At 34.6% G+C, this 25,050-nt stretch carries 23 protein-coding genes and 2 tRNA genes; 6 read left to right on the forward strand and 19 right to left on the reverse strand.

Going from position 1 to position 25,050, the window contains the following annotated elements; genetic code table 11:
* The first annotated feature begins 65 nt into the window (after positions 1-65).
* Together HVS_RS11410 and HVS_RS11415 are read left to right on the forward strand one after the other, a co-directional pair.
* Complete coding sequence (locus HVS_RS11410) at positions 66-356, forward strand: hypothetical protein (RefSeq protein ID WP_101302480.1); 291 nt, start codon at positions 66-68, stop codon at positions 354-356.
* A gap of 73 nt (positions 357-429) precedes the next feature.
* Positions 430-996: a hypothetical protein gene (locus HVS_RS11415; protein WP_101302482.1), complete on the forward strand. Its 567-nt coding sequence runs from the start codon at positions 430-432 to the stop codon at positions 994-996.
* A gap of 121 nt (positions 997-1,117) precedes the next feature.
* Here HVS_RS11415 and HVS_RS11420 read toward each other — a convergent pair whose 3' ends face one another.
* From HVS_RS11420 to HVS_RS17555, 4 genes are all read right to left on the reverse strand, one after another.
* Entirely contained in the window at positions 1,118-1,309 is a 192-nt protein-coding gene (locus tag HVS_RS11420) for a DUF6199 family natural product biosynthesis protein (protein ID WP_101302484.1), read from the reverse strand.
* Positions 1,310-1,392: 83 nt separating this feature from the next.
* Complete coding sequence (locus HVS_RS11425) at positions 1,393-3,471, reverse strand: UvrD-helicase domain-containing protein (RefSeq protein WP_235827699.1); 2,079 nt, start codon at positions 3,469-3,471, stop codon at positions 1,393-1,395.
* A 514-nt stretch (positions 3,472-3,985) separates the two neighbouring features.
* Positions 3,986-5,734 (reverse strand): methyl-accepting chemotaxis protein, encoded by a 1,749-nt coding sequence (locus tag HVS_RS11435; RefSeq protein ID WP_242971551.1) that lies wholly within the window; start codon positions 5,732-5,734, stop codon positions 3,986-3,988.
* A gap of 148 nt (positions 5,735-5,882) precedes the next feature.
* A complete protein-coding gene (locus tag HVS_RS17555) occupies positions 5,883-6,014 on the reverse strand; it encodes a hypothetical protein (RefSeq protein ID WP_268876591.1) in 132 nt (43 codons plus the stop codon).
* 603 nt (positions 6,015-6,617) lie between these two features.
* Between HVS_RS17555 and HVS_RS11440 the strand changes: the two genes are divergently transcribed.
* The 4 genes from HVS_RS11440 (at position 6,618) to HVS_RS11455 (ending at position 11,062) form a co-directional block, all read left to right on the forward strand.
* Positions 6,618-7,145, forward strand: coding sequence for an NADH-quinone oxidoreductase subunit NuoE family protein (locus HVS_RS11440; protein WP_101302491.1), 528 nt, complete (start codon positions 6,618-6,620; stop codon positions 7,143-7,145).
* Between the two features lie 12 nt (positions 7,146-7,157).
* A complete protein-coding gene (locus tag HVS_RS11445) occupies positions 7,158-7,550 on the forward strand; it encodes a (2Fe-2S) ferredoxin domain-containing protein (protein WP_101302493.1) in 393 nt (130 codons plus the stop codon).
* Between the two features lie 62 nt (positions 7,551-7,612).
* Positions 7,613-9,259: an NADH-quinone oxidoreductase subunit NuoF gene (gene nuoF, locus HVS_RS11450; RefSeq protein WP_101302496.1), complete on the forward strand. Its 1,647-nt coding sequence runs from the start codon at positions 7,613-7,615 to the stop codon at positions 9,257-9,259.
* A 21-nt stretch (positions 9,260-9,280) separates the two neighbouring features.
* Positions 9,281-11,062, forward strand: a complete 1,782-nt coding sequence (locus HVS_RS11455) for an NADH-dependent [FeFe] hydrogenase, group A6 (protein WP_101302499.1) — start codon at positions 9,281-9,283, stop codon at positions 11,060-11,062.
* Positions 11,063-11,121: 59 nt separating this feature from the next.
* On the opposite strand, the gene HVS_RS11460 is transcribed toward HVS_RS11455, so the two are convergent.
* The 15 genes from HVS_RS11460 to HVS_RS11525 form a co-directional block, all read right to left on the reverse strand.
* Positions 11,122-11,808, reverse strand: a complete 687-nt coding sequence (locus HVS_RS11460; protein ID WP_101302501.1) for a hypothetical protein — start codon at positions 11,806-11,808, stop codon at positions 11,122-11,124.
* A 599-nt stretch (positions 11,809-12,407) separates the two neighbouring features.
* The gene (locus HVS_RS11465) at positions 12,408-12,632 is read right to left on the reverse strand and encodes a hypothetical protein (protein WP_101302503.1); all 225 of its coding nucleotides are present in this window, start codon (positions 12,630-12,632) and stop codon (positions 12,408-12,410) included.
* 168 nt (positions 12,633-12,800) lie between these two features.
* A tRNA-Arg gene (locus HVS_RS11470) sits at positions 12,801-12,877 on the reverse strand.
* Between the two features lie 5 nt (positions 12,878-12,882).
* A tRNA-Gly gene (locus HVS_RS11475) sits at positions 12,883-12,956 on the reverse strand.
* A 148-nt stretch (positions 12,957-13,104) separates the two neighbouring features.
* Positions 13,105-13,704 carry an XTP/dITP diphosphatase gene (locus HVS_RS11480; RefSeq protein WP_101302505.1) on the reverse strand — a complete coding sequence of 200 codons (600 nt, stop codon included), beginning with the start codon at positions 13,702-13,704 and terminating at the stop codon, positions 13,105-13,107.
* On the reverse strand, positions 13,661-14,452 hold the full coding sequence (rph, locus tag HVS_RS11485) for a ribonuclease PH (RefSeq protein WP_101302507.1): 792 nt from the start codon (positions 14,450-14,452) through the stop codon (positions 13,661-13,663). Before rph ends, HVS_RS11480 begins: the two co-directional genes overlap by 44 nt.
* Before the next feature lie 21 nt (positions 14,453-14,473).
* The gene (locus HVS_RS11490; protein ID WP_101302509.1) at positions 14,474-15,610 is read right to left on the reverse strand and encodes a GerMN domain-containing protein; all 1,137 of its coding nucleotides are present in this window, start codon (positions 15,608-15,610) and stop codon (positions 14,474-14,476) included.
* A 73-nt stretch (positions 15,611-15,683) separates the two neighbouring features.
* Positions 15,684-16,673, reverse strand: a complete 990-nt coding sequence (gene galE, locus HVS_RS11495; RefSeq protein WP_101302512.1) for a UDP-glucose 4-epimerase GalE — start codon at positions 16,671-16,673, stop codon at positions 15,684-15,686.
* A 168-nt stretch (positions 16,674-16,841) separates the two neighbouring features.
* Positions 16,842-19,712, reverse strand: a complete 2,871-nt coding sequence (locus tag HVS_RS11500) for an N-acetylmuramoyl-L-alanine amidase (protein WP_101302514.1) — start codon at positions 19,710-19,712, stop codon at positions 16,842-16,844.
* A gap of 298 nt (positions 19,713-20,010) precedes the next feature.
* Positions 20,011-21,114: a type IV pilus assembly protein PilM gene (gene pilM, locus HVS_RS11505; RefSeq protein ID WP_101302516.1), complete on the reverse strand. Its 1,104-nt coding sequence runs from the start codon at positions 21,112-21,114 to the stop codon at positions 20,011-20,013.
* Between the two features lie 707 nt (positions 21,115-21,821).
* Positions 21,822-22,814, reverse strand: coding sequence for a Holliday junction branch migration DNA helicase RuvB (gene ruvB, locus HVS_RS11510; RefSeq protein WP_101302518.1), 993 nt, complete (start codon positions 22,812-22,814; stop codon positions 21,822-21,824).
* Positions 22,815-22,928: 114 nt separating this feature from the next.
* Complete coding sequence (ruvA, locus tag HVS_RS11515; protein WP_101302521.1) at positions 22,929-23,537, reverse strand: Holliday junction branch migration protein RuvA; 609 nt, start codon at positions 23,535-23,537, stop codon at positions 22,929-22,931.
* Positions 23,538-23,616: 79 nt separating this feature from the next.
* Positions 23,617-24,105, reverse strand: coding sequence for a crossover junction endodeoxyribonuclease RuvC (gene ruvC, locus HVS_RS11520; protein WP_101302523.1), 489 nt, complete (start codon positions 24,103-24,105; stop codon positions 23,617-23,619).
* 210 nt (positions 24,106-24,315) lie between these two features.
* Positions 24,316-24,477 carry a hypothetical protein gene (locus tag HVS_RS16580; RefSeq protein WP_157943023.1) on the reverse strand — a complete coding sequence of 54 codons (162 nt, stop codon included), beginning with the start codon at positions 24,475-24,477 and terminating at the stop codon, positions 24,316-24,318.
* Positions 24,478-24,600: 123 nt separating this feature from the next.
* Complete coding sequence (locus tag HVS_RS11525) at positions 24,601-24,936, reverse strand: hypothetical protein (protein ID WP_101302525.1); 336 nt, start codon at positions 24,934-24,936, stop codon at positions 24,601-24,603.
* Between the last annotated feature and the right edge of the window lie 114 nt (positions 24,937-25,050).

Genomic DNA, 25,050 nt, shown 5'->3' on the forward strand with positions numbered 1-25,050 from the left:
TTGTTTATAATGTTTGTAAAGCTACATTTTGATAATTTGCAGAAAAGGAAAAGAGGTCGCAAATAATGAAAAAAATCATTATAATTGGTTTGATAATTGCCCTAATGAGTCTCGTTTCATGTAATAATGCTTCAAATACTTCACAGGATGCCCATTATGTTAAGCAAGTTGAAATAACAAAAAACAAAGAATACCTGGATTTAATAAGTTCTAACGATAAACTTCTGTTTAATATGAGCGGTAGCTATTTATTATGTACAAAGGACAATGAATATGAAATTACTTTAGAAGAATATACCAGAAACTACCAAGCTTTTTTTATCAGACAGCGGAAATACTGTTTTTTACAACACTAACAGCGCAAATGAAAAGGGAAAATTAAAATATTACCATATAGATAAAAATGAAAGCGGCGATTTATTAGAAGACATGGACATAGAAATTGACGAGTATGTTTCCCTCATTTCTTATAAATCCGATAAAATACTTGTATTATGCGGCAACTTAAGTGAACAAACCGGTAAAACTGAAACAAATATTTTAATGGAAATAGACTTAAAAAATGAAACTTACCGTAAAACAGAACTACCCTTTACTCCCAGCGGTGCATGGGTATACAACGGTCTTGCATACTTTGGGCACAATATTGGTATCCTGTGTTCATACAAAGAACTTAAAAACACAAACCAGGTTCTTGTGATACTTGACAAAGAAGGAAACATCCTGGAGGAGACAGAAATATATGAAAAAGATACAATGTGCAACATTTCACCCTCCCCGGACGGCAGTAAGTTTACTTATCAGACAGGCACGTCACCTGTGGATTTAAAACTATATGATTTAAAAAATAAAACAAGCAAAACTTTGTCCTCATCAGAGGATGCATACTGCATTTCATCCGCATGGGGACAAAGCAGCGGAAATCTCTATTACATAACATACGAAGAAAATTCAAATAAATATACACTTCACGTTTTAGAAAAAGATAAACTTTAAGTACCGCCGGCAAGGCAATTAAACAACAATGCTGTAATGCAATAAATAACTGCAATTCAAAAATTAACACGATATATTGTAAGAATCCACTTGCAAGTAATAGGTGGATTCTTAATATAACTTATTTTTGAAATATTATATTTAAAATTCCTACAACAATACAAATAACACCGCCTACATATGTTACTATTGCCTTAGCCATAGACGGTTCTTCAAATTTATAATGTTCCATCTTCTCTGAAGCCTTAGACAAAATTTTAGGAAGAAATATCATAAAAAATCCAAATAGTATAAGTAAAATTCCCAATAACACTTTATCACCCTCTCTTTATCACTTAAAAATTTATTTTCCTTAAGCTATTATAACCTTATATAAGTACAATTTGCAATTTAAAACTATTTTCCGCCTGATACAATAATCTCATCAAAATATTCTGACAGTATGCCGTCATTTTCATATCCGTTGGCAGACAGTACAGATTCAAAAGTTATAAGCTTTTCACCACATCTTTTTAATATTGACCTCATTAAAACCGCCAGGTAGCGTTTTTGATTTTCTTCTTCAATATCTTCTGTATAAATATCCTCAGGATTCCACGTCTTTGTAAGTACATGCAAATTTGTTATTTCCTTTATGCTCCTTGGCGTCCAGTTGCTGCTGCTAAGACTTGTAATAATAGTCACTTTGCTTTGTAGAGAACTTGCAAGATAGGCTACCGGCGTTGATAAAAGAACAAAATTACCGCTAAGCTTTTCTTCAAGTTCAAATATGCTTTCTGCTGACTTTATCCCTCTTCTTACCACATCTAAAAAATCCTTGCTGGCATTTCTATTAAATCTTGAAACCACATCTACAAAAGACTGGGCACTGTCAATAAGCTTTTTGGCTTCAAGAATGTCATTTTGTGACATTTCCTCTGAAATAAGTATCTCCAAAAAAACCCTTTGAAAAAATTCATGTATCTTAAGAGGCTCTTCTCTTTTCCTGTATTCTTCTATCCAATTTTTAATACATTCATATTTTTCAACATTATAATAGCCCACTCTCTCCACAAGCCCCGGAAACTCTATATCAGGAAAACGGGCAAAGGGTCTTTGGCTTAATACCTCTCCTGCAAGTATAGAGCTTCTTACAGGATCAATTTTTAAAAGCACTCTTATAAGGGATTTAACATCATCCCTTCCCGGCATAAAACCGTATGCAGGGTGACACAGCTGGGCTAAAGTTATTAAACCTTGTGTAAAGGGATTGTCTATAACCCTGCTCTTTCTTGAAAGATTTTTTATTTCATACCCTCTCTTCTCTAAAGCCCTTGCTATAACAAACTCTGTAACCGGGTCTGCATAGTTGGAAATGACAACTATATCTGAGGGATTGTAGCCTTCTTCTTCAATAAGATGTATTATTCTCTCTCCTATATTTTCAAGCATCTCACTTCTAAGTTCAAAAGGAGGAACCCTTTCAATTTCAGGTCTTGATTTGAATTTGTTGGTTTTTCCGTTCTTTATATTGTCAAACAACATATTTGAAAACTCAGTCATAAACTCCTTACATGTATAACATTCCTGTAATTCAATGGTATCTAATTTGTCTATCAGCTCTCTTTTTGTGTATTCATGATTGCTGCCAAAAGCTTCCCCGTAACCACCCTCATGATTGTATCCTAAAAGACATGTTTTAAGATTTGGCAAAAGCATATTTATAAAATCAACTTCTGTAGGAACACATTCTTCTATATTGTCCACAATAAGATGTTCAATTCTTTTAAATAACTGTTCTTTATATACAGGATTTTTTAGAAGGTATTTATTGTAAAGTTCTACAGCCATTCCAAAGTCAAATATTCCAAGCTCCATACAGCGTTTTCTATATCTTTTTAAAATATCGTCCGCTTCAATATATATATTTCTTTTTAGTTCATCTTTTTTTTCCAAAGCAGAATACAGCCTCTTTCCTATCTCATCATATGGAATATCTGAAATAGCAGCCCTTACCAGGTTTGATGTAAGGTCAATTGCAAGCCGGTCTGTAAAAGAGGTTACACCTTCAAAAGCCCCTTTGTTTTGTCTTCTCCACTCAATAACTATAGACACTAAAAACTGGGCTGCCTCAAAGGTCAAAAACACCGGTTTTACATTTTTATTTTTTATTTCATGGCAATTTTTTAATAAAAGAGGGTAATAGGTTTTAATTTCCTCCTGTATAAACCCATAGTAAGAAGTCCTTAAAATAGCTCCGGAATGCTCAAGCACCGTTTTTGTTCTCCACTCTAATGACTGGGTTCTGTTTAAAAGGAGTATGAGTATCTTTTCACTGGGGATTTTAAGTTCTGATACCATGTATTTGTACCTTTCCAATAGTAAAGTGGATTTGCCGCTTCCGGTAGGACCTTTTAAAATCACTTTAGAATTTTCCTGAGGCAAAGTTATTACCCTTTTTGCCAAATCACTGAGTATAATGATATATCCCTCCAATAACCTTAAGTCCTTTGTATATTATACCATTATAGAAGTGTTAATGAAAGAAAAAATAAATGCCCCAGTAACTAGACTAAGGGCATTTAATTAGGGGGTTAAAATGTATTTTAGTGAGGTCAATTAGTGAGGTCAATTAAAGTATTAACCTGTTATTGTTTTTTTATTCAAGTATTTTAAAATTCATCTTAAATTTTAATTCTATTTTAAAATTTATATGAATAGATATTATAAAATGATTTATCTAAAAAGGAAGGTTTTTCATATGAAATCTGTTTACTTTATAACCATTCAAAAAAAACATATTGTACGCTCAATTGTTTTTCTTGTGCTTACAATTTTGTTTATATTGCTAATGGGAACTTTTATATCAATAAAAAAAGCTCCCACATTTTTACCTATATCAAATACTGAAGTAATTGCACACCTTCCTCTGAAATATAAATAAAAGAGGAAAAGGAGTATAATATGTTTTATACTCCTTTTTCTCCGTGTGTCTTTTATGTGCCGTCAATTAACTTTTTAAATTATTATTTTTTGATTTTTCCTTATAATCCCAGTTGATATCCAACATGCCTATTGGGTTTTCTTCTTTCATACTCTCAACAGTATTTTGTTTTTTGCTTTCAGCATTTTCTTTGATCATCTTTATAATCTCAGGACTTATTTCATTGTATCTAATGGATGAAGAAGCAGTATTTTTCAACTTATATCTACGTACAGAATCTCTTAAGAGATCAGCCTGGCTGCTAAGTTCTTCACTTGCAGCTGCACTTTCTTCAGATGTAGCGGAATTAGCCTGTATAACTTGTGACACTTGTATAATTCCTTGATTTATCTGCTCAATGGCTGCAGCTTGTTCATTAGAAGCAACGTCTATATCACTAATTAAAGCAGCTGCCTTTTTAACGCCTTCCACTATTTTGTTAAGGGATTCTGCTGTTTCTTTAGCTATTTTTGTGCCATTTTCAGTTCTCTTAATTGAGCCTTCAATAAGCTCGGTAGTTTCCTTTGCTGCATTAGCAGACCTTGCGGCAAGATTTCGAACTTCTTCTGCTACAACAGCAAAACCTTTGCCATGCTGTCCTGCCCTTGCTGCTTCAACTGCTGCATTTAGTGCTAGAATATTAGTCTGAAAGGCTATTTCATCAATTACCTTTATAATTCTGGATATATCAGAAGAAGAACTATTTATCTCTTCCATTGCTTTAAGCATATCAGCCATCTGTTCACTTCCCTGTTGCGCATTTTCTCTGATAGTCTCTGCCAGCACATTTGCTTCATTTGCATTTTCCGCATTATGTCTTGTCTGCGTAGACACTTCTTCAAGAGATGAAGTTAGCTCTTCTACTGTACTTGCCTGTTCTGCAGAACTTTCTGAAAGCTGTACACTTGAATCTGATATCTGTCTTGCACTGCTTGCTACCTGTTCTGCCGCAGCATTAATACTTCCAAGAAGTTCATTGTTTTTTTCAATCATTTCGTTTAGCTTCATTCCAAGTATATCCTTGTCAGATTTAATTTTTAATTCCACCGTCAAATCACCGGCTGCAATTTTTTCCACTGCATAAGCTTGCTCACGGATATTCTCAATCATTTTTCTAAAAGATTGCGCTAAACTTCCAACTTCATCTTTAGTTTTAGCTTCAATATCCACTTCTACATCCCCTACTGCAAGTTTCTCTGCAGCATCAACCATTTCATTTATAGGTATGCTTATGCTACGGGATATAAACATTCCTAAGAAAATCGCTAATATTATTCCAATAATTGCTACAAAAATCATGGTGGTTGCAGCAGTTCTGGCAATTTTTGTGTTTTGCTCTATCCTTTCTTTTGCACTTTCTGAATTATAGTGGATCAAACTTTCAAAGGATTCACGTAATGAGTCTCCGGCGCTGGCTACTTCTGTAAGCAATAATTCCTTTGCCTCCGCCGTTTGCCCGGATAGCACAAGTTCAATTTCTTCTTGAATTAAAGTATTATATTTTTCCCATTTTGATTTTAACTCTTCATAGACCTTCTGGTCTGCAGCATCTGTAATTACTCCTTCATACATTTTAAAGTATTCTTCTGCATTTGTTTTGTTATTCTTAATTTTTTCTATACTTTCATCCTGACCTTTTTTATCACCTTCAAACAAAAGAAGCCTGCTGGCATTAAATCTCATCCTTAAAAACTGCAAAGCAGCATCGCTTATATGCTGGATACCCAATGTATTATCTTCATACAAAAGCACATCTGCCTCACTCATATTATTCACATTTACCAAGCCAACAATGCCAACTATCCCTGCAATCACTCTGCAACTAGTAAAAATCCAATAATAAGTTTTGCCGATATTTTTAAATTATAAAACCAGCTCATCATATAATCCTCCTTGATTTTTTATATTGCGCTGCAAAAATTCCTCATTTTTTTATTTTTCTAACGTACATGATTTCCATTACATAAGACTCCTTTCCAATGGTAAATGTCAAAAACTTATTCTTATAAGTTTCCTTCTGCTGAACCAATGATTTGGTTTGCAGCGTTTCAGACATCCCATTTCACCTCCTTGTGCAGCGGTTTTATTTATTATATCAGTGACAAAGTCACTGCCCTGCCCAATAAACATTATAATTCCTGGTAAGATATTGGTTTTTTAATATATTAATCTTTTAAGTCCATAAAATAACATGATTTTAGCAAACGAAACCAATATCACACCTTAGCTAACGGTTTGCATAACTTCTAAATACAATAATAATTAGACTTTTTTAATTTTTCTTACCTGGGATACATTTGGCATTTAAATTTTAATAAGTGTTTATGTTACGAAAAGAATTCTAATCATCTATTCACCTTCGCTATGAAATGAGTTTTAAATATTTATTCACCTTGTTATTTTTTTCACTATCTTATAATAATATATTCTACGCCAATGTCAAATTTCCTTCTTTATTTTTTAAAAAATGCGAAAAACATCACCTGATATTCCCTTTTGTGGTAAATGTGTAAAGGTCTTAATGCTTTCTTGTGTATGAGTTTAATATTTTTATATTTTAATGTGCTTTAGTAATAAACTGTACTAATAAGGAAATATTATATAGGACTACAATTTTAATGCTTTAGCATTTTAAAATTAAAAAGGGATGGTGAGGATTTTGACAAAACCCCAGACCATTAGCGTAACTAAGCCTGTAGGCGAAAACTTTCCTGAAGAAAAATTTAATGAGCTTGAAACATTTATTGATGGATTAAAAACCACCAAAGGAGCATTAGTTGAAATACTTCACAAAGCCCAAGAAATATTTGGTTACCTTCCAAGGGATGTGCAGCTTTATGTAGCAAGAAAGCTGGGAATTCCGGGTGCAGAAGTTTTTGGAGTGGTAAGCTTCTACTCGTACTTTACTACAAAACCAAGAGGAAAACACACCATCAGTGTGTGCATGGGAACCGCCTGCTATGTAAGGGGGGCAGATAAAATTCTTGAAAGACTAAAAGAAAAACTAGGTATTGAGTCCAACGAAGTTACAGAAGACGGGGTATTTACCCTAAAAGACGTAAGGTGCGTTGGAGCATGTGGACTTGCCCCTGTTGTTATGGTGGATGACAAAGTATATGGGCGCGTAAAAGAAGAAGACTTAGATAATATTTTAAAGTCCTACAGAAATAAAGAAACTAAAAATTAAGGAAGGTGTAGTATGAAAATAAAATCATTGGAGGAACTTGAAAAAATACGCAAAGAGCATGAGAATAAAATACGTTTAAGAAATACCGGCGAAGGCAAAGAGGATAAAATTGAAATACTTATTGGAATGGCAACCTGTGGCATCTCCTCCGGTGCAAGAGAAACCCTTAATGCCTTTGCAGAGGAAATATCTATAAATAAAATTGACAATGTAAAAATTATAGCAGTGGGATGCATTGGGTACTGCCACTCAGAACCTATTGTACAGGTAAATATACCAGGACATGCACCTGTACTATATGGAAATATAAAAAAAGACAAAGTACCACAAATAGTAAACAGTCATATAAAACAGGGAAAACCTGTGGAAAATTTAGTACTTAAAGTGGATTTTGAAAGAATATAATTTGTAGTTTTTTGTAAAATTTTAATTCAAAAGAAAAAACATTGATATAAAGGAGGCTAAAAATGTCAATAACCCGCACAAATATTCTTGTCTGCGGTGGTACAGGCTGTTTGGCAAGCGAATCTGAAAAGGTGCAAAGAAACCTAGAACTCATACTTAAAGCCAGGGGCTATGAAAAAGAGGCAAAAGTTATTAAAACCGGCTGCTTTGGCTTCTGTGAACAGGGACCAATAGTAAAAATAGAACCTGAAAATGTGTTTTATGTCCGTGTCAATCCAAAAGACGCCAAAGATATTATAGATGAGCATATCATAAAAGGCAGGAAGGTTGAAAGACTTCTGTATAAAGAGCCTTTTGAAAAGAAAAAAATTGATATTCAAGAAAATATACCCTTTTATAAAAAACAACTGCGTATAGCATTGAGAAACTGCGGGCTTATAAATCCTGAGGACATCTATGAATACATAGCTTTAGGAGGATATGAAGCATTAGGTAAAGCTATAACAAAGATGTCCAGGGATAAAGTAATAGAAACAATTAAAAAATCAAAACTCCGGGGCCGTGGCGGCGGTGGATTTCCTACAGGCATAAAATGGGAAATAGCAAAAAAACAAAAAAACCCTGTGAAATTTATTGTATGCAATGCCGATGAAGGGGATCCGGGAGCCTTTATGGATAGAAGCATTTTAGAAGGCGATCCCCATAGTGTAATAGAAGCAATGGCAATAGGGGGCTATGCAATTGGTGCAGAAAAAGGAATTATTTACATCCGTGCCGAGTACCCCCTTGCAATAAAACGCCTTAAAACAGCATTAACACAAGCAAGAGAGCTGGGTCTTTTAGGAAAAAATATTTTTGACTCGGATTTTAGTTTTGACATTGATATAAAATACGGTGCCGGCGCCTTTGTATGCGGTGAAGAAACCGCCCTTATAAATTCATGTGAAGGCAAAAGGGGAGAACCTAATTACAAACCGCCATACCCTGCCGAAGAAGGGTATTGGGGGTACCCTACCTGTGTAAACAATGTTGAAACCCTCTCAAACATCCCACCAATTATAGCAAAGGGTGCAGACTGGTTTTGTTCCATTGGTACTGAAAACAGCAAAGGAACAAAGGTTTTTGCCTTAGCAGGAAAGATTAATAATGTGGGACTTGTGGAAGTTCCAATGGGAATTACTTTAAGGGAAATCATTTATGATATCGGCGGAGGAATACAGGGAGGAAAAAAATTTAAAGCCGTTCAAACAGGTGGCCCTTCAGGTGGTGTTATTACAGAAAATGAACTGGATACCCCCATTGACTATGACAGCCTGGCAAGTATTGGTTCAATGATGGGATCCGGGGGAATGATTGTTATGGATGAGACGGATAATATGGTAGACATTGCAAAATTCTACCTTGAGTTTACCATGGACGAGTCCTGCGGAAGATGTACACCCTGCCGGATTGGGACAAAACGCCTTTATGAAATGTTAAATAAAATAACCGACGGAAAAGCCACCATGGCTGACCTGGACGCCATGAAACAGCTGGCATACATGATTAAAGACAGTTCCCTTTGCGGCCTTGGACAAACAGCACCAAACCCTGTTATAAGCACAATGAAGTACTTTTGGGATGAGTATCTGGCCTTTATAAAAGATATAGACACTCCGCAGGGAGAAGGAAAGTATAAAGCAGAAAATAAAACAGCAATTAAATCTTAAGGCTAAAAGGGAGGTGGAATAATGCTCAAAAACCAAAATACAAACAATAAAAAAATGTTAAAAGTTACGATAAATGACCAGGAACTGCAATTTCCTGAAGGCATCACTATACTGGAAGCTGCCGGCCGGGCCGGGGTAAAAATACCTACTTTATGCCACTTGGATTTACATGATATAAAAATGGTAAACCAAACAGCCTCCTGCCGGGTGTGCATGGTTGAACTTGTAGATTCAACAAGCAACAGAAATAAGCTGGTACCCTCATGTGTAACAAAAATAACCGACGGAATGGCGGTGCGCACCGATACGTTAAGGGCTATAACTGCAAGAAGAATGGCGGTGGAACTTCTACTATCCAACCATCCAAATGAATGCTTTACATGCCCTAAAAATACAAACTGTGAGCTCCAGTCTTTAGCGGCAGAACTGGGTGTAAGAGAAATACGCTGGGAAGGGGAACGGATGAACTATCCAAAGGATATGTCCAGTGACGCCATAGTAAAAGATTCCAATAAATGTATCTACTGCAGGCGCTGTGAAACCATGTGCAATGAAGTCCAAACCTGCGGGATACTGTCAGGCATAGGCAGGGGTTTTAATTCCTTTGTAGGTCCTGCATTTAATATACCTATGGTTGAATCATCCTGCACCTACTGCGGACAATGCGTCCAGGTTTGCCCTACGGCAGCCCTTACTGAAGTAAATCATATAGACAAAGTATGGGAAGCTTTAAATGACCCTAACAAACATGTAGTCGTCCAGACTGCTCCTGCAATACGGGTTGCTTTAGGCGAGTTATTTGGTATGGAACCCGGTACCATTGTAACGGGAAAAATGGTAACAGCACTTAAAAGAATGGGATTTGATGCTGTTTTTGATACCGATTTCGGGGCTGATCTTACCATAATGGAGGAAGCTTCGGAACTTATTTACCGTATACAAAATAACAAAACCCTTCCAATGCTCACCAGCTGCTGCCCTGCATGGATTAAATTTATAGAGCACCAGTTTCCTGAGCTTTTAGAAGTCCCGTCCACATGCAAGTCTCCCCATATAATGTTTGGCACCATTGCCAAAACATATTATGCAGAAAAAAATAAAATTGACCCTGACAATATTGTAGTGGTGTCTGTAATGCCATGTATAGCAAAAAAAGCTGAAGCCAAACGTCCCGAGCTTACCAAGGACAATCACAACAATGTTGACATTGTGGTTACAACAAGGGAACTTGGGCTGATGATAAAGGAAGCCGGCATTAAATTTGAAGATTTACCTGAAAGCCAGTTTGACAGACCTTTAGGGGAAACAACAGGTGCCTCTGTAATATTTGGAACTACCGGCGGAGTGGTGGAAGCAGCAATACGTACAGCCTATGAGTGGATTACAGGAAAAGAACTTGAAAATGTTGAATTCCACCAGTTAAGAGGCAGTGACGGCCTTAGAAAAGCTACTGTGCAGATAGGGGACAGAGAACTTAAAATAGGAATTGCAAGTGGACTTGGAAATGCCCGCACCCTGTTGGAGGAAATACGGGAAGGAAAAAGCCAATATGATGTAATTGAAATTATGGCCTGTCCCGGAGGATGCATTGCAGGAGGCGGCCAACCGTATCATCATGGCAACTTTGAAATAGTTAAAAAAAGACAAGAAGCTATATACAGGGAAGACCGCAGTAAAAGGTATAGAAAATCCCATGAAAATGCAGAAATACTTAAGCTCTATGAAGAATATTTAGGTAATCCTTTTGGCAAAACTGCCCATAGACTTCTTCACACTCACTATGAAGAGAGGGAAAGGATATAAGGAATTTTATTTAAAAAATTATTAGCCAAGACAATGAGAAAATTCTCTTGTCTTGGTAACTATTCTACTGGAATCGGAACATAGACATTTTGGCTCAGCAGGGCAAAAATTTCATGGGAACACTCAAAATTGAATATATCAAACTCCAACTGATAATTATACCGTTTTTGATTCTTATATGAAGAAAAAAATTGATTTATTTCATTTACAAAATTCAACCTCTGACATTCTAAAACCAGTGTACGGAAACATAAAATTGCATATTGATAGCGAAATCTTGGAGGTTCATATCTTCGGCCATCATAGCGCCGCCTATAATTACTGCTTTTGTCATATTTTCGAAATAAAATACTTTCAATATCATCAATTTTAAAAGAAGTAGTTCTTTTCCCATTACAATAATACACCGTATTTCCGCTAAACTTAATATATGCGCATGGATAATGAACAATCATCCTTATAAGTGAATGCACTATTAGCGGAGAAAATAAGATAAGATAGGCCAGCGCTATATCCGTATCTCCATCAAACATAGCACCCATTGGCAATAACATATAAATCATAATATCAGTTAAACGATTTAAGCAGGGAAAAGCAGACATCCCATAGGAACACTCCCTAACAGATGAAATATCCACTTCATCAGCCTTTTTCAAAAATTTATTTATGCTTAAATTAGGAGATACTAAAAATAAAAATAATTTAATCAATAAAACACCAATAAATGTTATCGCTGCAAACTCCATGTCTATACCCCCCCTCTTAAAATTAAATCATTTTTTCTCATAATACCACATTTATCTATATAATTGAAGTTTTTACTTTCCTAGCTAACCAAAAAAAATTATCCGTTCTTTAATAAAAAAAATACCCTCATCCCGGCTACTAATATACTGGTACATACACATTTTGGCTCAGCAGAGCAAAAACTTCATGGGGATACTCAAAATTGAATATATCAAGTTCCAGCTCATAAGTATATGGTTGTAAACCTTTTAAACGGACAGACAAGTTAAACAATTCGTTTATAAAGTTTAACCTTTGGCATTCTAAAACTTTGGTCCTGAAAGATAAAACAATATATCTATATCGCAATCTATAACCAAGTCCCCATCTACGTCTAAATAATAAATTAAGCTTTTCAGTTTTGTCGTACTTATGAAATGAAATACTATCAATATCATCAATTTGAAAAGAAGTTAATCTTTTTCCATTACAATAATATACCGTATTCTCCCTAAAGCTGATGTAAATACGAGGGTAATGAATAACCAACCTTATAAACAAATACACCAAATAAACAATCAGAAAAATGAAATAAGCTATATCTACAATATTCTCAACCTTAAGGAGCACAAAGGCTATTATCAGATTCTATACAAAATATAACCTCAGGTAAGCGATTTAAATACGGTACAGCAGACATTTTATGCTTATACCCTTGAACTTCTGAAACATCAACATTATTTGCTTTTCGTATAAATTTGGTTTTGCTGATGTTAGGAGCCATCAGAAATGCAATAAATTTAACTGTAAAACACAGAAAAAGAAAAATTATTATTATCTCCAAGTCTATCCCCCTTATAACTAAATTAAAATTTTTTATACTATCCCATTATACCATATCAACCTATAAATTTGAATTTTTTCTTTTTATAATTATAATTACTTTAAAGAATAAACAAATATACATACAAAAAACTCGGCCTTATAAACCGAGTTTTACCTAACTTATTATTGGCCTGCCCGAGACGATTCGAACGTCCGACCTACGGATTAGAAGTCCGTTGCTCTATCCAGCTGAGCTACGGGCAGATAAGTGGAGCGGGTGAAGGGAATCGAACCCTCGCAGTCAGCTTGGAAGGCTGATGTTCTACCATTGAACTACACCCGCAATATATTAAGTTTTGTCCAGCTTTGCGCTGACTTTTTATATTATACAAGCATTAAATCAATTTGTCAACTGCATTTTTTAATTTTTTATAAATTTTTTTACTACTTACTCTTACTTTATATCTAGATTTAAGAATTTTATAAATATTCTAAATTTGAATTCTTTTTTTGAGCTCCTCTGCCATCAATCTCAATGCCTTTCCCCTATGGCTTATTTTATGCTTCTGCTCCGGTTCCATTTGTGCCGTGGTCATATTAAATTCCGGTACATAAAATAACGGGTCATATCCAAATCCGTTTTTCCCTTCCGGTTTAAAACCTATATACCCTTCACAGGTACCTCTTACGGTAAATTCATCACCATCAGGCAATACCACAGCAATAACGCATACAAACCTTGCTTTTCTGTCTTCATAGGCCACATCTTTTAAAAGTTCCAGTAATTTATTATTCCTGTCCTCATCACTTGCATTTTCTCCTGCAAACCTGGAGGAATAAACACCCGGAGCCCCGTCTAAATAATCCACCTCAAGACCTGAATCATCTGCCATAACTATTTCACCGGTCATTTTATGTACTTCCCTGGCCTTTATCAGTGCATTTTCCTCAAAAGTAGTGCCGTTTTCCTCAATATCCTCTGTTATACCTTCATCCACCATAGACACTACCCTAAAGGGAAGTTTAGCCAATATTTCCTGTATCTCTTTAAGCTTCCCCTGGTTCTTGGTCGCCACAACAAATTTTTTCATCTTTACTAACTCCCCCTACCTCACTTGATATATTTCCTAATGCCTCTTTTTGAATGGCTATCAGCTCCTTTATACCCTTTTCAGCCAAAGCTAAAAGCTTATCCAGCTGTTCTTTTTTAAAGGGATTTTCTTCAGCTGTAGCCTGAACTTCTATAAACTCACCCTTTTCAGTCATCACCACATTCATGTCAGTCTGGGCGGCTGAATCTTCCTCAAAACATAAATCCAGCATTTCAGTGTCCTCAACAATGCCCACACTTACAGCCGCTAAAAAATCCGTTATAGGTATTTTTTCTATTAATCCTTCATCTTTAAGCTTTTTACACGCATCAACCAAAGCTACAAAACCACCGGTTATGGCTGCTGTTCTGGTTCCCCCGTCAGCCTGTATTACATCACAGTCTATAATTATAACCCTTTCCCCAAGGATATTAAAGTTTACAACAGACCTTAGAGACCTTCCTATAAGCCTCTGTATTTCATGGCTTCTGCCTGAAAGCCTCAGTTTGTTAATATCCCTCGGGTTCCTGCAGGCCGTTGCCCTGGGAAGCATGGAATATTCTGCTGTGACCCAGCCTTCTCCGGTATTTTTCTTAAACGGAGGCACCTTGTCATCAACTGTAGCAGTACATATAACCCTTGTATCCCCCATTTCAATTAAAACTGAACCTTCTGCATGTTTGGTAAAATTCCTTGTAATTTTAACCGGTCTTAAATCACTTTGACCTCTTCCATCAACTCTCAATATTTCCCCAACCTTTCTATAACATTATACTTCATTTATTTTGTTTAAAATTGGGATACCCCTTGAAGTATCTGTTCCTTCAGGAAGCTTCCCTTCTTTTCCTTCAATTATTATCTTTACTTTTTCAACACCTTCAAATTGTTTCATACTATATAAAATTTGGTTTAATATTGCTTCTTCCCTGGAAGACCCGCCATAATTCCTAATCTCACCGTTAAAATTCAATATAAGGGTGTTTTCTTCTAATTTGCTGTCTATTAGACTAACACCCGGAGGCAGGCAGGAAAACATCTTTTTGTCATCATAATTTCTCCCAAGAAGCCTTACAATTTCACTGCATATTTCCTCTCTTGATAATCCTATATATTCAAAAGACATTGGAACTAAATAATCAATTTCCCCGCCTTCATTTTTATACAAATACACATCAACTTTTTCCACTTTATCTTCAACATTAAGTCTTTTTGAATTAATCAAAACATTCTTTCTGTTTAAAAGGCCGGAAATATCAGTTCCATATTTAAGTATATCTTTTTCTCTTCCTTCCACAAGTATTTTAACATCATTTATATTATTAAATTCTGTTAAAGAGTACACAATGGAAGAAATGGCATTTACTTCCTCGGTTTTATCCTCATACTCTAAAAACTTTTCATTAAAATCTACAATTACAGTACTATCTTTTATATTCATTCCTAAAATCTCAGTACCTTCAGGTAACAAAGCACATAATTTATAAGGCTTTAGGGCATCGTCGTTTTCATCATTTTTAATCATACTCTCTACAACAGCCCTGGCTATGCCCTCCTGCCTTTTGATTTTTCTAGTAACCGGCACAACAGTATTGTCACTGTCCCTGTAGTAGGCTGTTATTCTCACATATTCATTTTCATACTCACTTAATTCCTGATCTTGAATTTCTTCATGATTTTTTTCTTCCTTATCCTCTTCCCCGTCCTCATCTTCTCTTTCTTCTTCCATTTCTGCATACTCATCTTCCTCTAAGTCAGAATATGGAGAAACATATGTATCAAATATTTCATCCTCTTCTCCTATGTATTCAAATTCCTTACCATTATCTGTAATATTATCCACCGGTATCTCACATGCATTTAAAAAAATTAACGCTGTAAAAACAATAATACTTATAAATTTTCTCATTAATTATCTACTCCTTACGTATTAAAATGTATTCTACTGTAAGTATAGACAAATAATGAGGATAATATAATTTTTATTTATCGTCAAATCCATTAATATTATTTTTGTGCCAGTTCCATGCTGTTTCCACTATTTTCTCCAAGTCATTCATTTTAGGTACCCATCCTAATTCCCTTTTAATTTTTTCTGAAGATGCTACCAAAACTGCAGGATCCCCCGGTCTTCTTGGAGAATCATCGGCTTTTATGGAATGTCCGGTAACTTTTCTTACAACATTTATCACTTCTTTTACTGAAAAGCCTTTCCCGTTTCCTAAATTATAAACATCGCTTTCACCGTCTTTTCTAAGCTTCTCAAGGGCTAAAACATGTGCTTGTGCAAGGTCTGAAACATGAATATAGTCCCTTACACATGTTCCATCCGGGGTATTATAATCATTTCCAAATATTTTAATTGATTCTCTTTTTCCCAATGCCACCTGAATAACCAATGGAATAAGATGAGTCTCCGGATTGTGGTCCTCGCCTATTTTGCCGCTTTCATGGGCTCCGCTGGCATTAAAATACCTTAATATAATGTGTTTTATTCCATAGGCTTTATCAGCCCATTTTAACGCTTTCTCAACGGCTAATTTCGTCTCTCCGTAAGGGTTTGTTGGAAATGTCTTATCTGTTTCCTGTATCGGGATATTCTCAGGTTCACCATATGTTGCTGCAGTTGATGAAAATACAATTTTATCCACCCCTGCTTCTTTCATGGCAGTTAAAAGGTTTAAGGTGGCAACAACATTATTGTTGTAATATTTTAATGGATCCTTAACGCTTTCACCCACTTCAATATAAGCGGCAAAATGTATAACCGCCTCTATATTGTTATTTTTAAAAACACTCCTTATAAAATCCATATCTCTTAAATCGCCAACTATTAATTTGCCTCCTAATACCGCTTTTTTGTGGCCTTTTTCTAAATTATCCACCACTATAACTTCTTCATTTTTTTCAATTAGTTCTAAAACAGTATGACTTCCTATATACCCTGCCCCGCCTGTAACTAATACAGCCACAATAACACAACCTTTCTATTAATATTTTATTACATTGATTAATATAAAATATATAATAACACAACTATAATATTTTTTAAATTATACTTTTTAATCTGATAATATGTTTTTATCCTTAAATTTTACCACAAAAAAGAGGCTTAAATGCCTCTTTTTTATGAGTGTAAATTAATCCATTTCATCCAACGCCTGTAATACCGCCTTACAAAGAGCCTCTGCTGCTTTTTGCCTGAATTCTGGTGTTTTTAATCTTGCCATATCATCAGGGTTGGTCATAAAAGCAATCTCCGCCAGCGCAGCCGGCATGGTTGTTGCCTTTAGCACCACAAGATTTGGTCTTTCAATTATTTTTCTGTTATTTGTGTTTAAAGTGGTTACAACATGATGCTGGATAATTTCTGCAAATCTTTTACCGGTAAATCCTGTATCCCCGGCTTTTGGCGGGAAATACAGTGTCTCTGTACCCTTGTGGCTGGAATAAAAGGCATTGTTGTGTATGCTTAAAAACAACGCAGCATTGAGGCTGTTTGCAATATAAGCCCTTTCATATAAACCCACATACCTGTCATCTTCCCTAATCATGAAAGTTTTAACACCTTGTTCCTTTAACAGTTTATTTAATCTTAGTGCTATATCTAAATTTAAATCCTTTTCTTCTATTCCGCCATGTACAGCACCAGGCTCCCTTCCACCATGTCCGGCATCTATAACAACCAGTCTGTCTTCTTTTGAAGCAGGCTTTAACAAATTGATAGCTGTGTTGTTTACATCTCCTCTATAAATTATTTCAAAATGATATTTTTCTTCGGTGTTAAATTCTATACTTGTCTGATTATTTGTTGTATCTTTTGTTATTTTAACGCTGTCCACAATGCCGTCTTTTATAATTATAGTACCTGTACCAATGTCAGCTAAATGGCTTGGGAAGGTTATTGTATATCTTTTGCCGTTTAAATCATACTTTCCGGTGTATAATCTCTTTAAATTACTTCCGCCTTCTGTAAGTTTAGCCCCCTGCAGTATAAAATGCACCCTGTCCATATTGCCATAATAGCTTACATTTTTAATATTTGCCTTTGTAACATATACATCCAGCCTTGTCTTTAGCTCTTCAACCCGGTATTGTACACCTGCAGGCACTTCAATGACTACTCTTGCAATTCCCTCTTCAAACTGTGCATACCTTATGGTGTTTATATAATTGCTGTTAACACTGATTGTCTTCTGATCCTTATCTGCAGATGCATTGGGTATGTCTATCACAATCCTTTCAGGATTTGAAAGCTTCGATACGCTATAATCTTCATAGCCTTTGCTAAACCCTATCATAACTTTATTGTATCCTTGATCCCTTTCATAAACCACGCTTACCCTGTTTGTCAAATAGGATTTTTCATTTTCATCAAATTCCCAAACTTTGTCCTCTTCTGTATCTTCCTCCGTATCCTTTCCTTCGTCTTTTATATCTTTTCCTGCATCTTCCTCTACATTTTCACCTGCTTCTTTTTCCACATCCTCTTCTTTATCTTCTTCTAACCTGCCCCCGTCAGGATAGGTAATTTTCAAAACAAATCTTCCGGTTTCTTCACTTACCGTATATAAAGAGGCACCATTAAGATTGATAAAAGCCCTGGCAACTTTATCACTGTAGGATACATAACTTATATCTTCAATTAAATCATTTTTCACCTCAATAACCTGCTCTTTTACAGGTGCCAGTGCATCCGGGATTTCAACTATAATCCTGTTATTTTCTATTTCTTTATAAATACTGTAGTTTTCGTATTTATTTACATTAAATTCGATTTCTTCATAATTGCCCCTGTTATAATGGTTAACCATCAAAAAGTTTTTACCATCATTTTCCTTGCCCCCATCCCTGGTTGCAGGAGGAATATTCAGTGCCAACTCTCCTGTAATAGGAGTGCCTGATACACACACTACAAGCCGGCCGTCATCTTCTATAATTTTATAGTAAGGCTTTTTTATTGTATCTATAACAACCCTGCCTATATTCTTTTCCGGTTCACCACATCTTACAGATTGAACAATTGTACCATTTATCTCTGTTCTTGCAAGGCTTTCATCTACAACAGCATTTGGTATATCTATTACAATCCTGTCCGGTGATTCTAAAACAAAGTCATTATATCCTTTGTAGCTTTCTATAGGTATTAGTATCAATTCATAATCAGACTCATTTATATAAAGTATGTTCAGTTTGTTTTTTTCACCTAAATGCCTGTCTTCATAAGGAGTAACATTTAGTATCAAATTTTCCTCATTTTCCATCACTGAATACTGGGAATTCCCTATTAAATCTAAAACCACCCTGGCTGTTCCAACATCAAACTGCTCAGAATATATTGAGCCTATTAATTTGCTGTTTGGCTTTATATTTGCCTTTGAACCGGAAATTTTAGTGTTGGGAAAATCAACTACTATTCTTTCAGGGTTTGAAGCTCTCAAAATCCTATAATCTGTATTTTTGTCCAGAGACATTGTCACTCTGTCATTTTCATTAATTCTTATATGCTTTACATTCTGTAAATTTGCAAGATTTTCTAAATCGTAGCTGTCAATTGAAATTTCCTTTTTGTCATTATCAAATCCCACATTCATATTTAATTGTTCCCCTACAAAGCGCAACGGAACCATAGTCCTGTCATTTATTATCTTTGCAGGTACTTCCATCTCTGTCTCTTTGCCATTTACAATGGCAATGTGACTGTCTATAGTTAATTCAACATCAGAACCCCTGTATGACACTAAAACCTTTCTCTCTTTGCTGTCCCAATGAACTTCTGCACCAAGACTTTCAAATATTGCCCTCACAGGTACTAAAGAACGGTCATTCATTATTATAGGAGGTATGTCAGAATCAACTATTTCACCGTTTACTTTTAAACTGTAAATATTTCCTACGTATTTATGTACTGCTCCGTCATAAGTTAAATACAGTTCTTTTGCAAAAGCCCTTAAAGGAGTTAAAATTAAAACTATGCTTATTAAATAAGCAAAGAATATTTTTTTAGACATAAATCCAACCTCCTGATTGTTATCTTTTGTAAAATTATCTCTTGTAAAGTTATTAAAAAGTCAATATTTCTTTGAAATCACTATACTCTCCCTTATTTATCATAATTCGACGTGATTTTAAATTTTCCTGTAGTATATTTAGTTTTTAATAAAGTTGTAAAGGAGTTGTAATGTAATGTTTTAAAAATGCATGCACAACAAAAAAGCCTGACTAAGTCAGACTTTTTATAACAATTTCATTTATCAAAATCTTATACGTATTAAAATATAATGTGTAAAAAATAAGCGCTGGATATTATCATAATGTTATTCCAACAGCATTTACCAGGAAGTTTAACTTTTCACTATTTAGATTTTTATTAATGTCTATTCCATCTATATCTAATAGTCCTACCGGATATACAGGTATCTGCAATACCTGCTCCATATAGTCACTTAATCCTTTAAGCATTGAGCCGCCGCCAATTATAAAAATTTTCCCGACTTTTACCCCATAACATCTGGCTTCGTAGAAAGTCAAACACATATATATCTGGTTTAATAGTTTATCAACCACTTCTTTGAGAATTTTATATACCTTTACATGTTCTTCATTTGTAGTATGGGGAGGTGGAATACTGATACCGTATGCCTTTTTTAATCTCTCTGCTTCAATTATGGATTTATGAGCATTTTTTGCAATTGCATCGTCTAAATTTGTGCTGCCTGTAAGTATTACTTTATTAAACTCTAATATCTTATTTCTCAAAATATTTATTATGGTAGTCTCTGAACCAAAGTCTATAACTGCAAAAGCGTCTTTATTGAGATCTTTTCTGTTTGGATTCATGAATTTAACATTATCAATATTAACTTTTATATCTCTATTGAAAAACTTGGCAGTACTGTTAGCAGGGATGTCAACGGAGATTGGTTTTAAGCCTAGTTCGAACAATACGTCTATGTAACTGTTTATTATGTTTTTCCTAACAGCGGTAACAAATACCTTTACCATTTCTTTCCCATTCTCATTAAGCTCTTGTAATATTTTGTAGTCTATTTTGTGTTCATTCGGGTTGATAGGCATTTTGTCTGTAATAGTGTCCATAACAATAGTATCAAAATCTTTCCCTTTAACTTTTTCAACAAGAAAGACTCTGGATATTATACTTGTTCCAGACATGACAATCTTAGATTTTTTAACTTTCATTTTGTTTTCCCGTATTATTCTACTTATCTCACTTGATACAGCATCTACATTTTTTATTACGCCGTTTTTAATACAGTTCAATGGTGTAGGTGCAATACCAAAGTTTTTAATATAAACCTCATTATTTCTGTTCACTGCCACTTCTACAACTTTGATATTTCTAAACCCTACATCAATGCTGAGATAATTGTTTTTGAAAAATGGAAACAACATACATCACTAACTCCCTTACACATAATAAACTACACACTACATCGCTTACTTCTAATCTTAATTAATCTTAAATTTACTTTAATTAATAACTTTAATTAATTCCAATAATCTTAATTATACATTAACACAATTATGAAAAAAAATCAATAATTTTGTATTAATTATCCAAGTACTACTGCCGGGTTAAATGGTTAAATTTATTTATATATAAGCCTTTATATATAAATCTTTATATATGAATTTATATATATAATTCTTATATAAATTTATATATATATAATTCTTATATATTTCCCGTATAAAAATACTACATATTTTCCTGTTTACATGACCCGCATAATAAACATAAACCCTGCATGATAAAAAACTATATGTCCACCTTCATTATATCATCATTTTCTAATTTAAGAAAGAACAAAAACTAGCACTGGAAATAAACATAAGATGCATTTGCTCATTCTTATATTTGGTAGATAAAAAACTGCGATGTATTTATGTTAAGGAAAAAATTATGTCTACATATATAATACAAACTTTTATATAAAAAATCCAGCTTTTTTATAAATTTTTTTAATTTTTAAAAAAAAATTTATATTTAAATTTTAAAAATATTACCCAATACATTATACTTATCCTTTTTAACAATTATACATTAACTATTTAAAATTATTTAAATATACATTAAATATTTTAAAAGCACCAAAAAATTATTCATACTTTAATCCAAAATGTTCATATGCTAATTTTGTTGCCATTCTTCCCCTTGGTGTTTTATTTATAAAACCATTTTGTATAAGAAAAGGCTCATATACATCTTCTATCGTCTCCGGCTCCTCCCCTATAGTTGCCGCCAAGGTATCTAAACCTACGGGACCTCCTGAAAATTTATTTATTATACTAAGCAGTAAATTTCTGTCCACTTCATCCAGTCCTATTTGATCTACCCCTAAAGCTTCAAGACTATCCTGTGTTATTTTCTTTGTAATAAACCCGTCCCCTTTTACCTGGGCAAAATCCCTTACTCTTTTTAAAAGTCTGTTTGAAATCCTAGGGGTTCCCCTTGAACGCTTTGCTATTTCATAGGAAGCTTCTTCATCTATTCCTATGTTTAGAATATTTGCAGATCTTTGGATTATAAGATTAAGTTCTTCCGGGCTGTACATATCAAGCCTGTTTATCACCCCAAACCTGTCCCGCAAAGGGTGCGTAAGCATTCCTGCCCGGGTAGTTGCACCAATTAAAGTAAATTTGGGGAGATCAAGCCTTATGGAACGGGCACTAGGTCCCTTTCCGATAATTATATCAAGGGCATAATCTTCCATGGCAGGATACAATATCTCTTCCACACTTCTGTTTAATCTGTGAATTTCATCAATAAACAATACATCATAATCCCCCAAATTGGTAAGTATAGCCGCCAAATCCCCAGGTCTTTCAATGGCAGGACCCGAAGTTATGCGTATATTAACCCCAAGTTCAGAGGCAATTATGCTTGCAAGAGTTGTCTTCCCAAGACCTGGCGGTCCATATAAAAGTACATGATCCAATGCTTCATTTCTCTTTTTTGCAGCCTCTATAAATACCATAAGATTTTCTTTTACCTTTGTCTGTCCAATATACTCCTCAAGTTTTCTGGGTCTGAGATTTGTCTCCTCAACATCTTCCGGCGTTAACTTACAATCAATAAGCCTGTCCTCCATCTTTTTTTCTACCTCCAAATTTGTCATCTTTCATCACTTTAGACTTTATCTTTTTTCGTCTTACTTTATTTCCCCTTTTATTATTTTTCTTTAGCTTTTTTTTACTTTTTCTCTTTATTTTTTTTCCAAGCTTTTTAATGCATTTTTTATTATTAGTTCCAAATCCATTTCTTCAGAATAAACTGCCAAAACCGCCCTCTCAGCTTCACTGGCTGTATATCCCAAAACCATTAAGGCATTCACTGCTTCGGACCTTTTTGAACTTTTTTCACCTGTATCATGAATTTCATCCTGATTTACAGATAAGGGTGTTAATTGTTCTTTTTTAATTTTATCTTTTAGCTCTAATATTATCCTCTGAGCAGTTTTTTTACCTATCCCCTGGACTTGGGTAAGAGTTTTTATATCATCTGTAATTACAGCAAGTGCAAACTTTGAAGGAGAAATTGAAGACAGCACAGAGATAGCCACTTTTGGACCTATTCCTGATACCGTTTTTAACAGTTCAAACATATTCAGCTCTTCCCGTGTACCAAAACCGTACAGTGCCATAACATCTTCCCTTACATGAAGACTTGTGTAAACCTTCACTTCTTCCCCTACAGATCCTATATTTTCAATGGTTGACAAGGGGACGGTAATTGCATACCCCACACCACTGGCCTCTATAACTACAGAATCATTGCTTTTATACTCAAGCTTCCCTCTTATATATGCGTACATTGAAATCCTCCAATCAAAATATTAGAATCCATCAGAATAGAAATAAATAAAATTTAGAAATAAATAAAACAGAGCTCTTTTAGGGTACTAAATTTATCATTTTGCAGGAATTCCCGTGGCAAATGGCCACTGCTAGAGCATCTGCCACATCATCAGGCTTAGGTGTTTTTTTAAGATTTAAAATTACTTTTATCATATGCTGTACCTGCGTTTTTTCTGCCCTTCCATAGCCTACCACCGATTGTTTTACCTGAAGGGGGGTGTATTCAAATACCTCTATATTTGCCCTGGCCGCTGCAAGTACTGCAACCCCCCTACCATGCCCCACAGTAAGGGCTGTCTTTATATTTTTATTAAAAAAAAGTTCCTCTATAGAAATGGCATCCGGTTTATATTTTTCAATGATTTCTTCAAGCCTGTTATAAATATAGAGTAACCTTTGTGAAAGACCTGTAGAACTGTCAGTCCTGATTGCCCCGTAATCCATTGGTGTAAATTTATTGCCTTCATACTTTACAACCCCGTACCCTACTATGGCAATCCCAGGGTCAATTCCCATTATCACCATTTAAATTTTCATCTCCTGTTATAACATTTCAATTATGCCTTAAGCATAAAATACCATAGCATAAAATAGCAATCAAAATATTCACATTTAAAATGATATTTAATAAACTAAAATATATTCTAACATACTTAAGGATGTATTTGTATAGATACAATAAATAAAGAAAATATATTTTAAGGGAAGCCTTTTAAAAGCTTCCCTTAAACGCCGTCACTGCCTCATGGACATCTTCACTTTTAATTTGTTCTTTCCTAATACTACATTGATGTTTGAGATTTGAATTCCCTTTTCCCCAAAGTTTTTGAGTAAATCTCTCTTTATCATGTTCATAAGCTTTGTGTACGGGTCTTTGAACCTTCTTTCTAATGCCATGGTCCCTTACCTCACAATGTTTTCTTAATAAATATATGATACATTATTTCCCATATGTTGTACAATATTTTCCACAGTATTTAGAAGGTTCAAAGTAACCAGAAGGTTTATTCAATTCTTTAATTACTGTTGCTTTGCCTTTTTGTCCAGTGCCCTGCCAAAGCTATACCAAGAATCTCTCAGCTTGTATCTCATTTCCTCATCGAGAATTCTCTCAATGACATCATTTAACTTTTTTCTCATTTGAATATATTCAACAAGTTCGAATTCTGGTTTTTTTAACAATTCATCCATTTCTTCAATCCATTCGTTAATATGCTGTGAGCCAAGAAAATCTTTAGCCACTTTTTTCTTCATATGAGAAACAACCAGCTTTACGGCTTTTCTTTTAACATCTTCGTCCGTTTGAACTTTTCTCTTTCTTTTTTCAGGACTTTTATTAGAAGCAGCTTTAGCCATTAAAAAACACTCTCCCTACTATAATATTATTTTAAATATGTTTAAAGGCAGAATGTCTAAATCATTCTACCTAAATTAACTTTTCCCTTTCCTGTTTTTGATGAAAAAAGGCTT

It is taken from the genome of Acetivibrio saccincola, assembly GCF_002844395.1.
GTDB lineage: Bacteria > Bacillota > Clostridia > Acetivibrionales > Acetivibrionaceae > Herbivorax > Herbivorax saccincola.

What these genes read in the sequence shown, in the direction of transcription:
- HVS_RS11410 (WP_101302480.1), top strand. Translation starts at nt 66, where the DNA reads ATGAAAAAAATCATTATAATTGGTTTGATAATTGCCCTAATGAGTCTC.
- HVS_RS11415 (WP_101302482.1), top strand. Translation starts at nt 430, where the DNA reads ATGGACATAGAAATTGACGAGTATGTTTCCCTCATTTCTTATAAATCC.
- HVS_RS17555 (WP_268876591.1), bottom strand. Translation starts at nt 6,014, where the DNA reads ATGTCTGAAACGCTGCAAACCAAATCATTGGTTCAGCAGAAGGAAACT.
- HVS_RS11445 (WP_101302493.1), top strand. Translation starts at nt 7,158, where the DNA reads ATGAAAATAAAATCATTGGAGGAACTTGAAAAAATACGCAAAGAGCAT.
- nuoF (WP_101302496.1), top strand. Translation starts at nt 7,613, where the DNA reads ATGTCAATAACCCGCACAAATATTCTTGTCTGCGGTGGTACAGGCTGT.
- HVS_RS11455 (WP_101302499.1), top strand. Translation starts at nt 9,281, where the DNA reads ATGCTCAAAAACCAAAATACAAACAATAAAAAAATGTTAAAAGTTACG.
- HVS_RS11460 (WP_101302501.1), bottom strand. Translation starts at nt 11,808, where the DNA reads ATGGAGTTTGCAGCGATAACATTTATTGGTGTTTTATTGATTAAATTA.
- HVS_RS11480 (WP_101302505.1), bottom strand. Translation starts at nt 13,704, where the DNA reads ATGAAAAAATTTGTTGTGGCGACCAAGAACCAGGGGAAGCTTAAAGAG.
- HVS_RS11490 (WP_101302509.1), bottom strand. Translation starts at nt 15,610, where the DNA reads ATGAGAAAATTTATAAGTATTATTGTTTTTACAGCGTTAATTTTTTTA.
- HVS_RS11500 (WP_101302514.1), bottom strand. Translation starts at nt 19,712, where the DNA reads ATGTCTAAAAAAATATTCTTTGCTTATTTAATAAGCATAGTTTTAATT.
- pilM (WP_101302516.1), bottom strand. Translation starts at nt 21,114, where the DNA reads ATGTTGTTTCCATTTTTCAAAAACAATTATCTCAGCATTGATGTAGGG.
- ruvB (WP_101302518.1), bottom strand. Translation starts at nt 22,814, where the DNA reads ATGGAGGACAGGCTTATTGATTGTAAGTTAACGCCGGAAGATGTTGAG.
- ruvA (WP_101302521.1), bottom strand. Translation starts at nt 23,537, where the DNA reads ATGTACGCATATATAAGAGGGAAGCTTGAGTATAAAAGCAATGATTCT.
- ruvC (WP_101302523.1), bottom strand. Translation starts at nt 24,105, where the DNA reads ATGGTGATAATGGGAATTGACCCTGGGATTGCCATAGTAGGGTACGGG.
- HVS_RS16580 (WP_157943023.1), bottom strand. Translation starts at nt 24,477, where the DNA reads ATGGCATTAGAAAGAAGGTTCAAAGACCCGTACACAAAGCTTATGAAC.
- HVS_RS11525 (WP_101302525.1), bottom strand. Translation starts at nt 24,936, where the DNA reads ATGGCTAAAGCTGCTTCTAATAAAAGTCCTGAAAAAAGAAAGAGAAAA.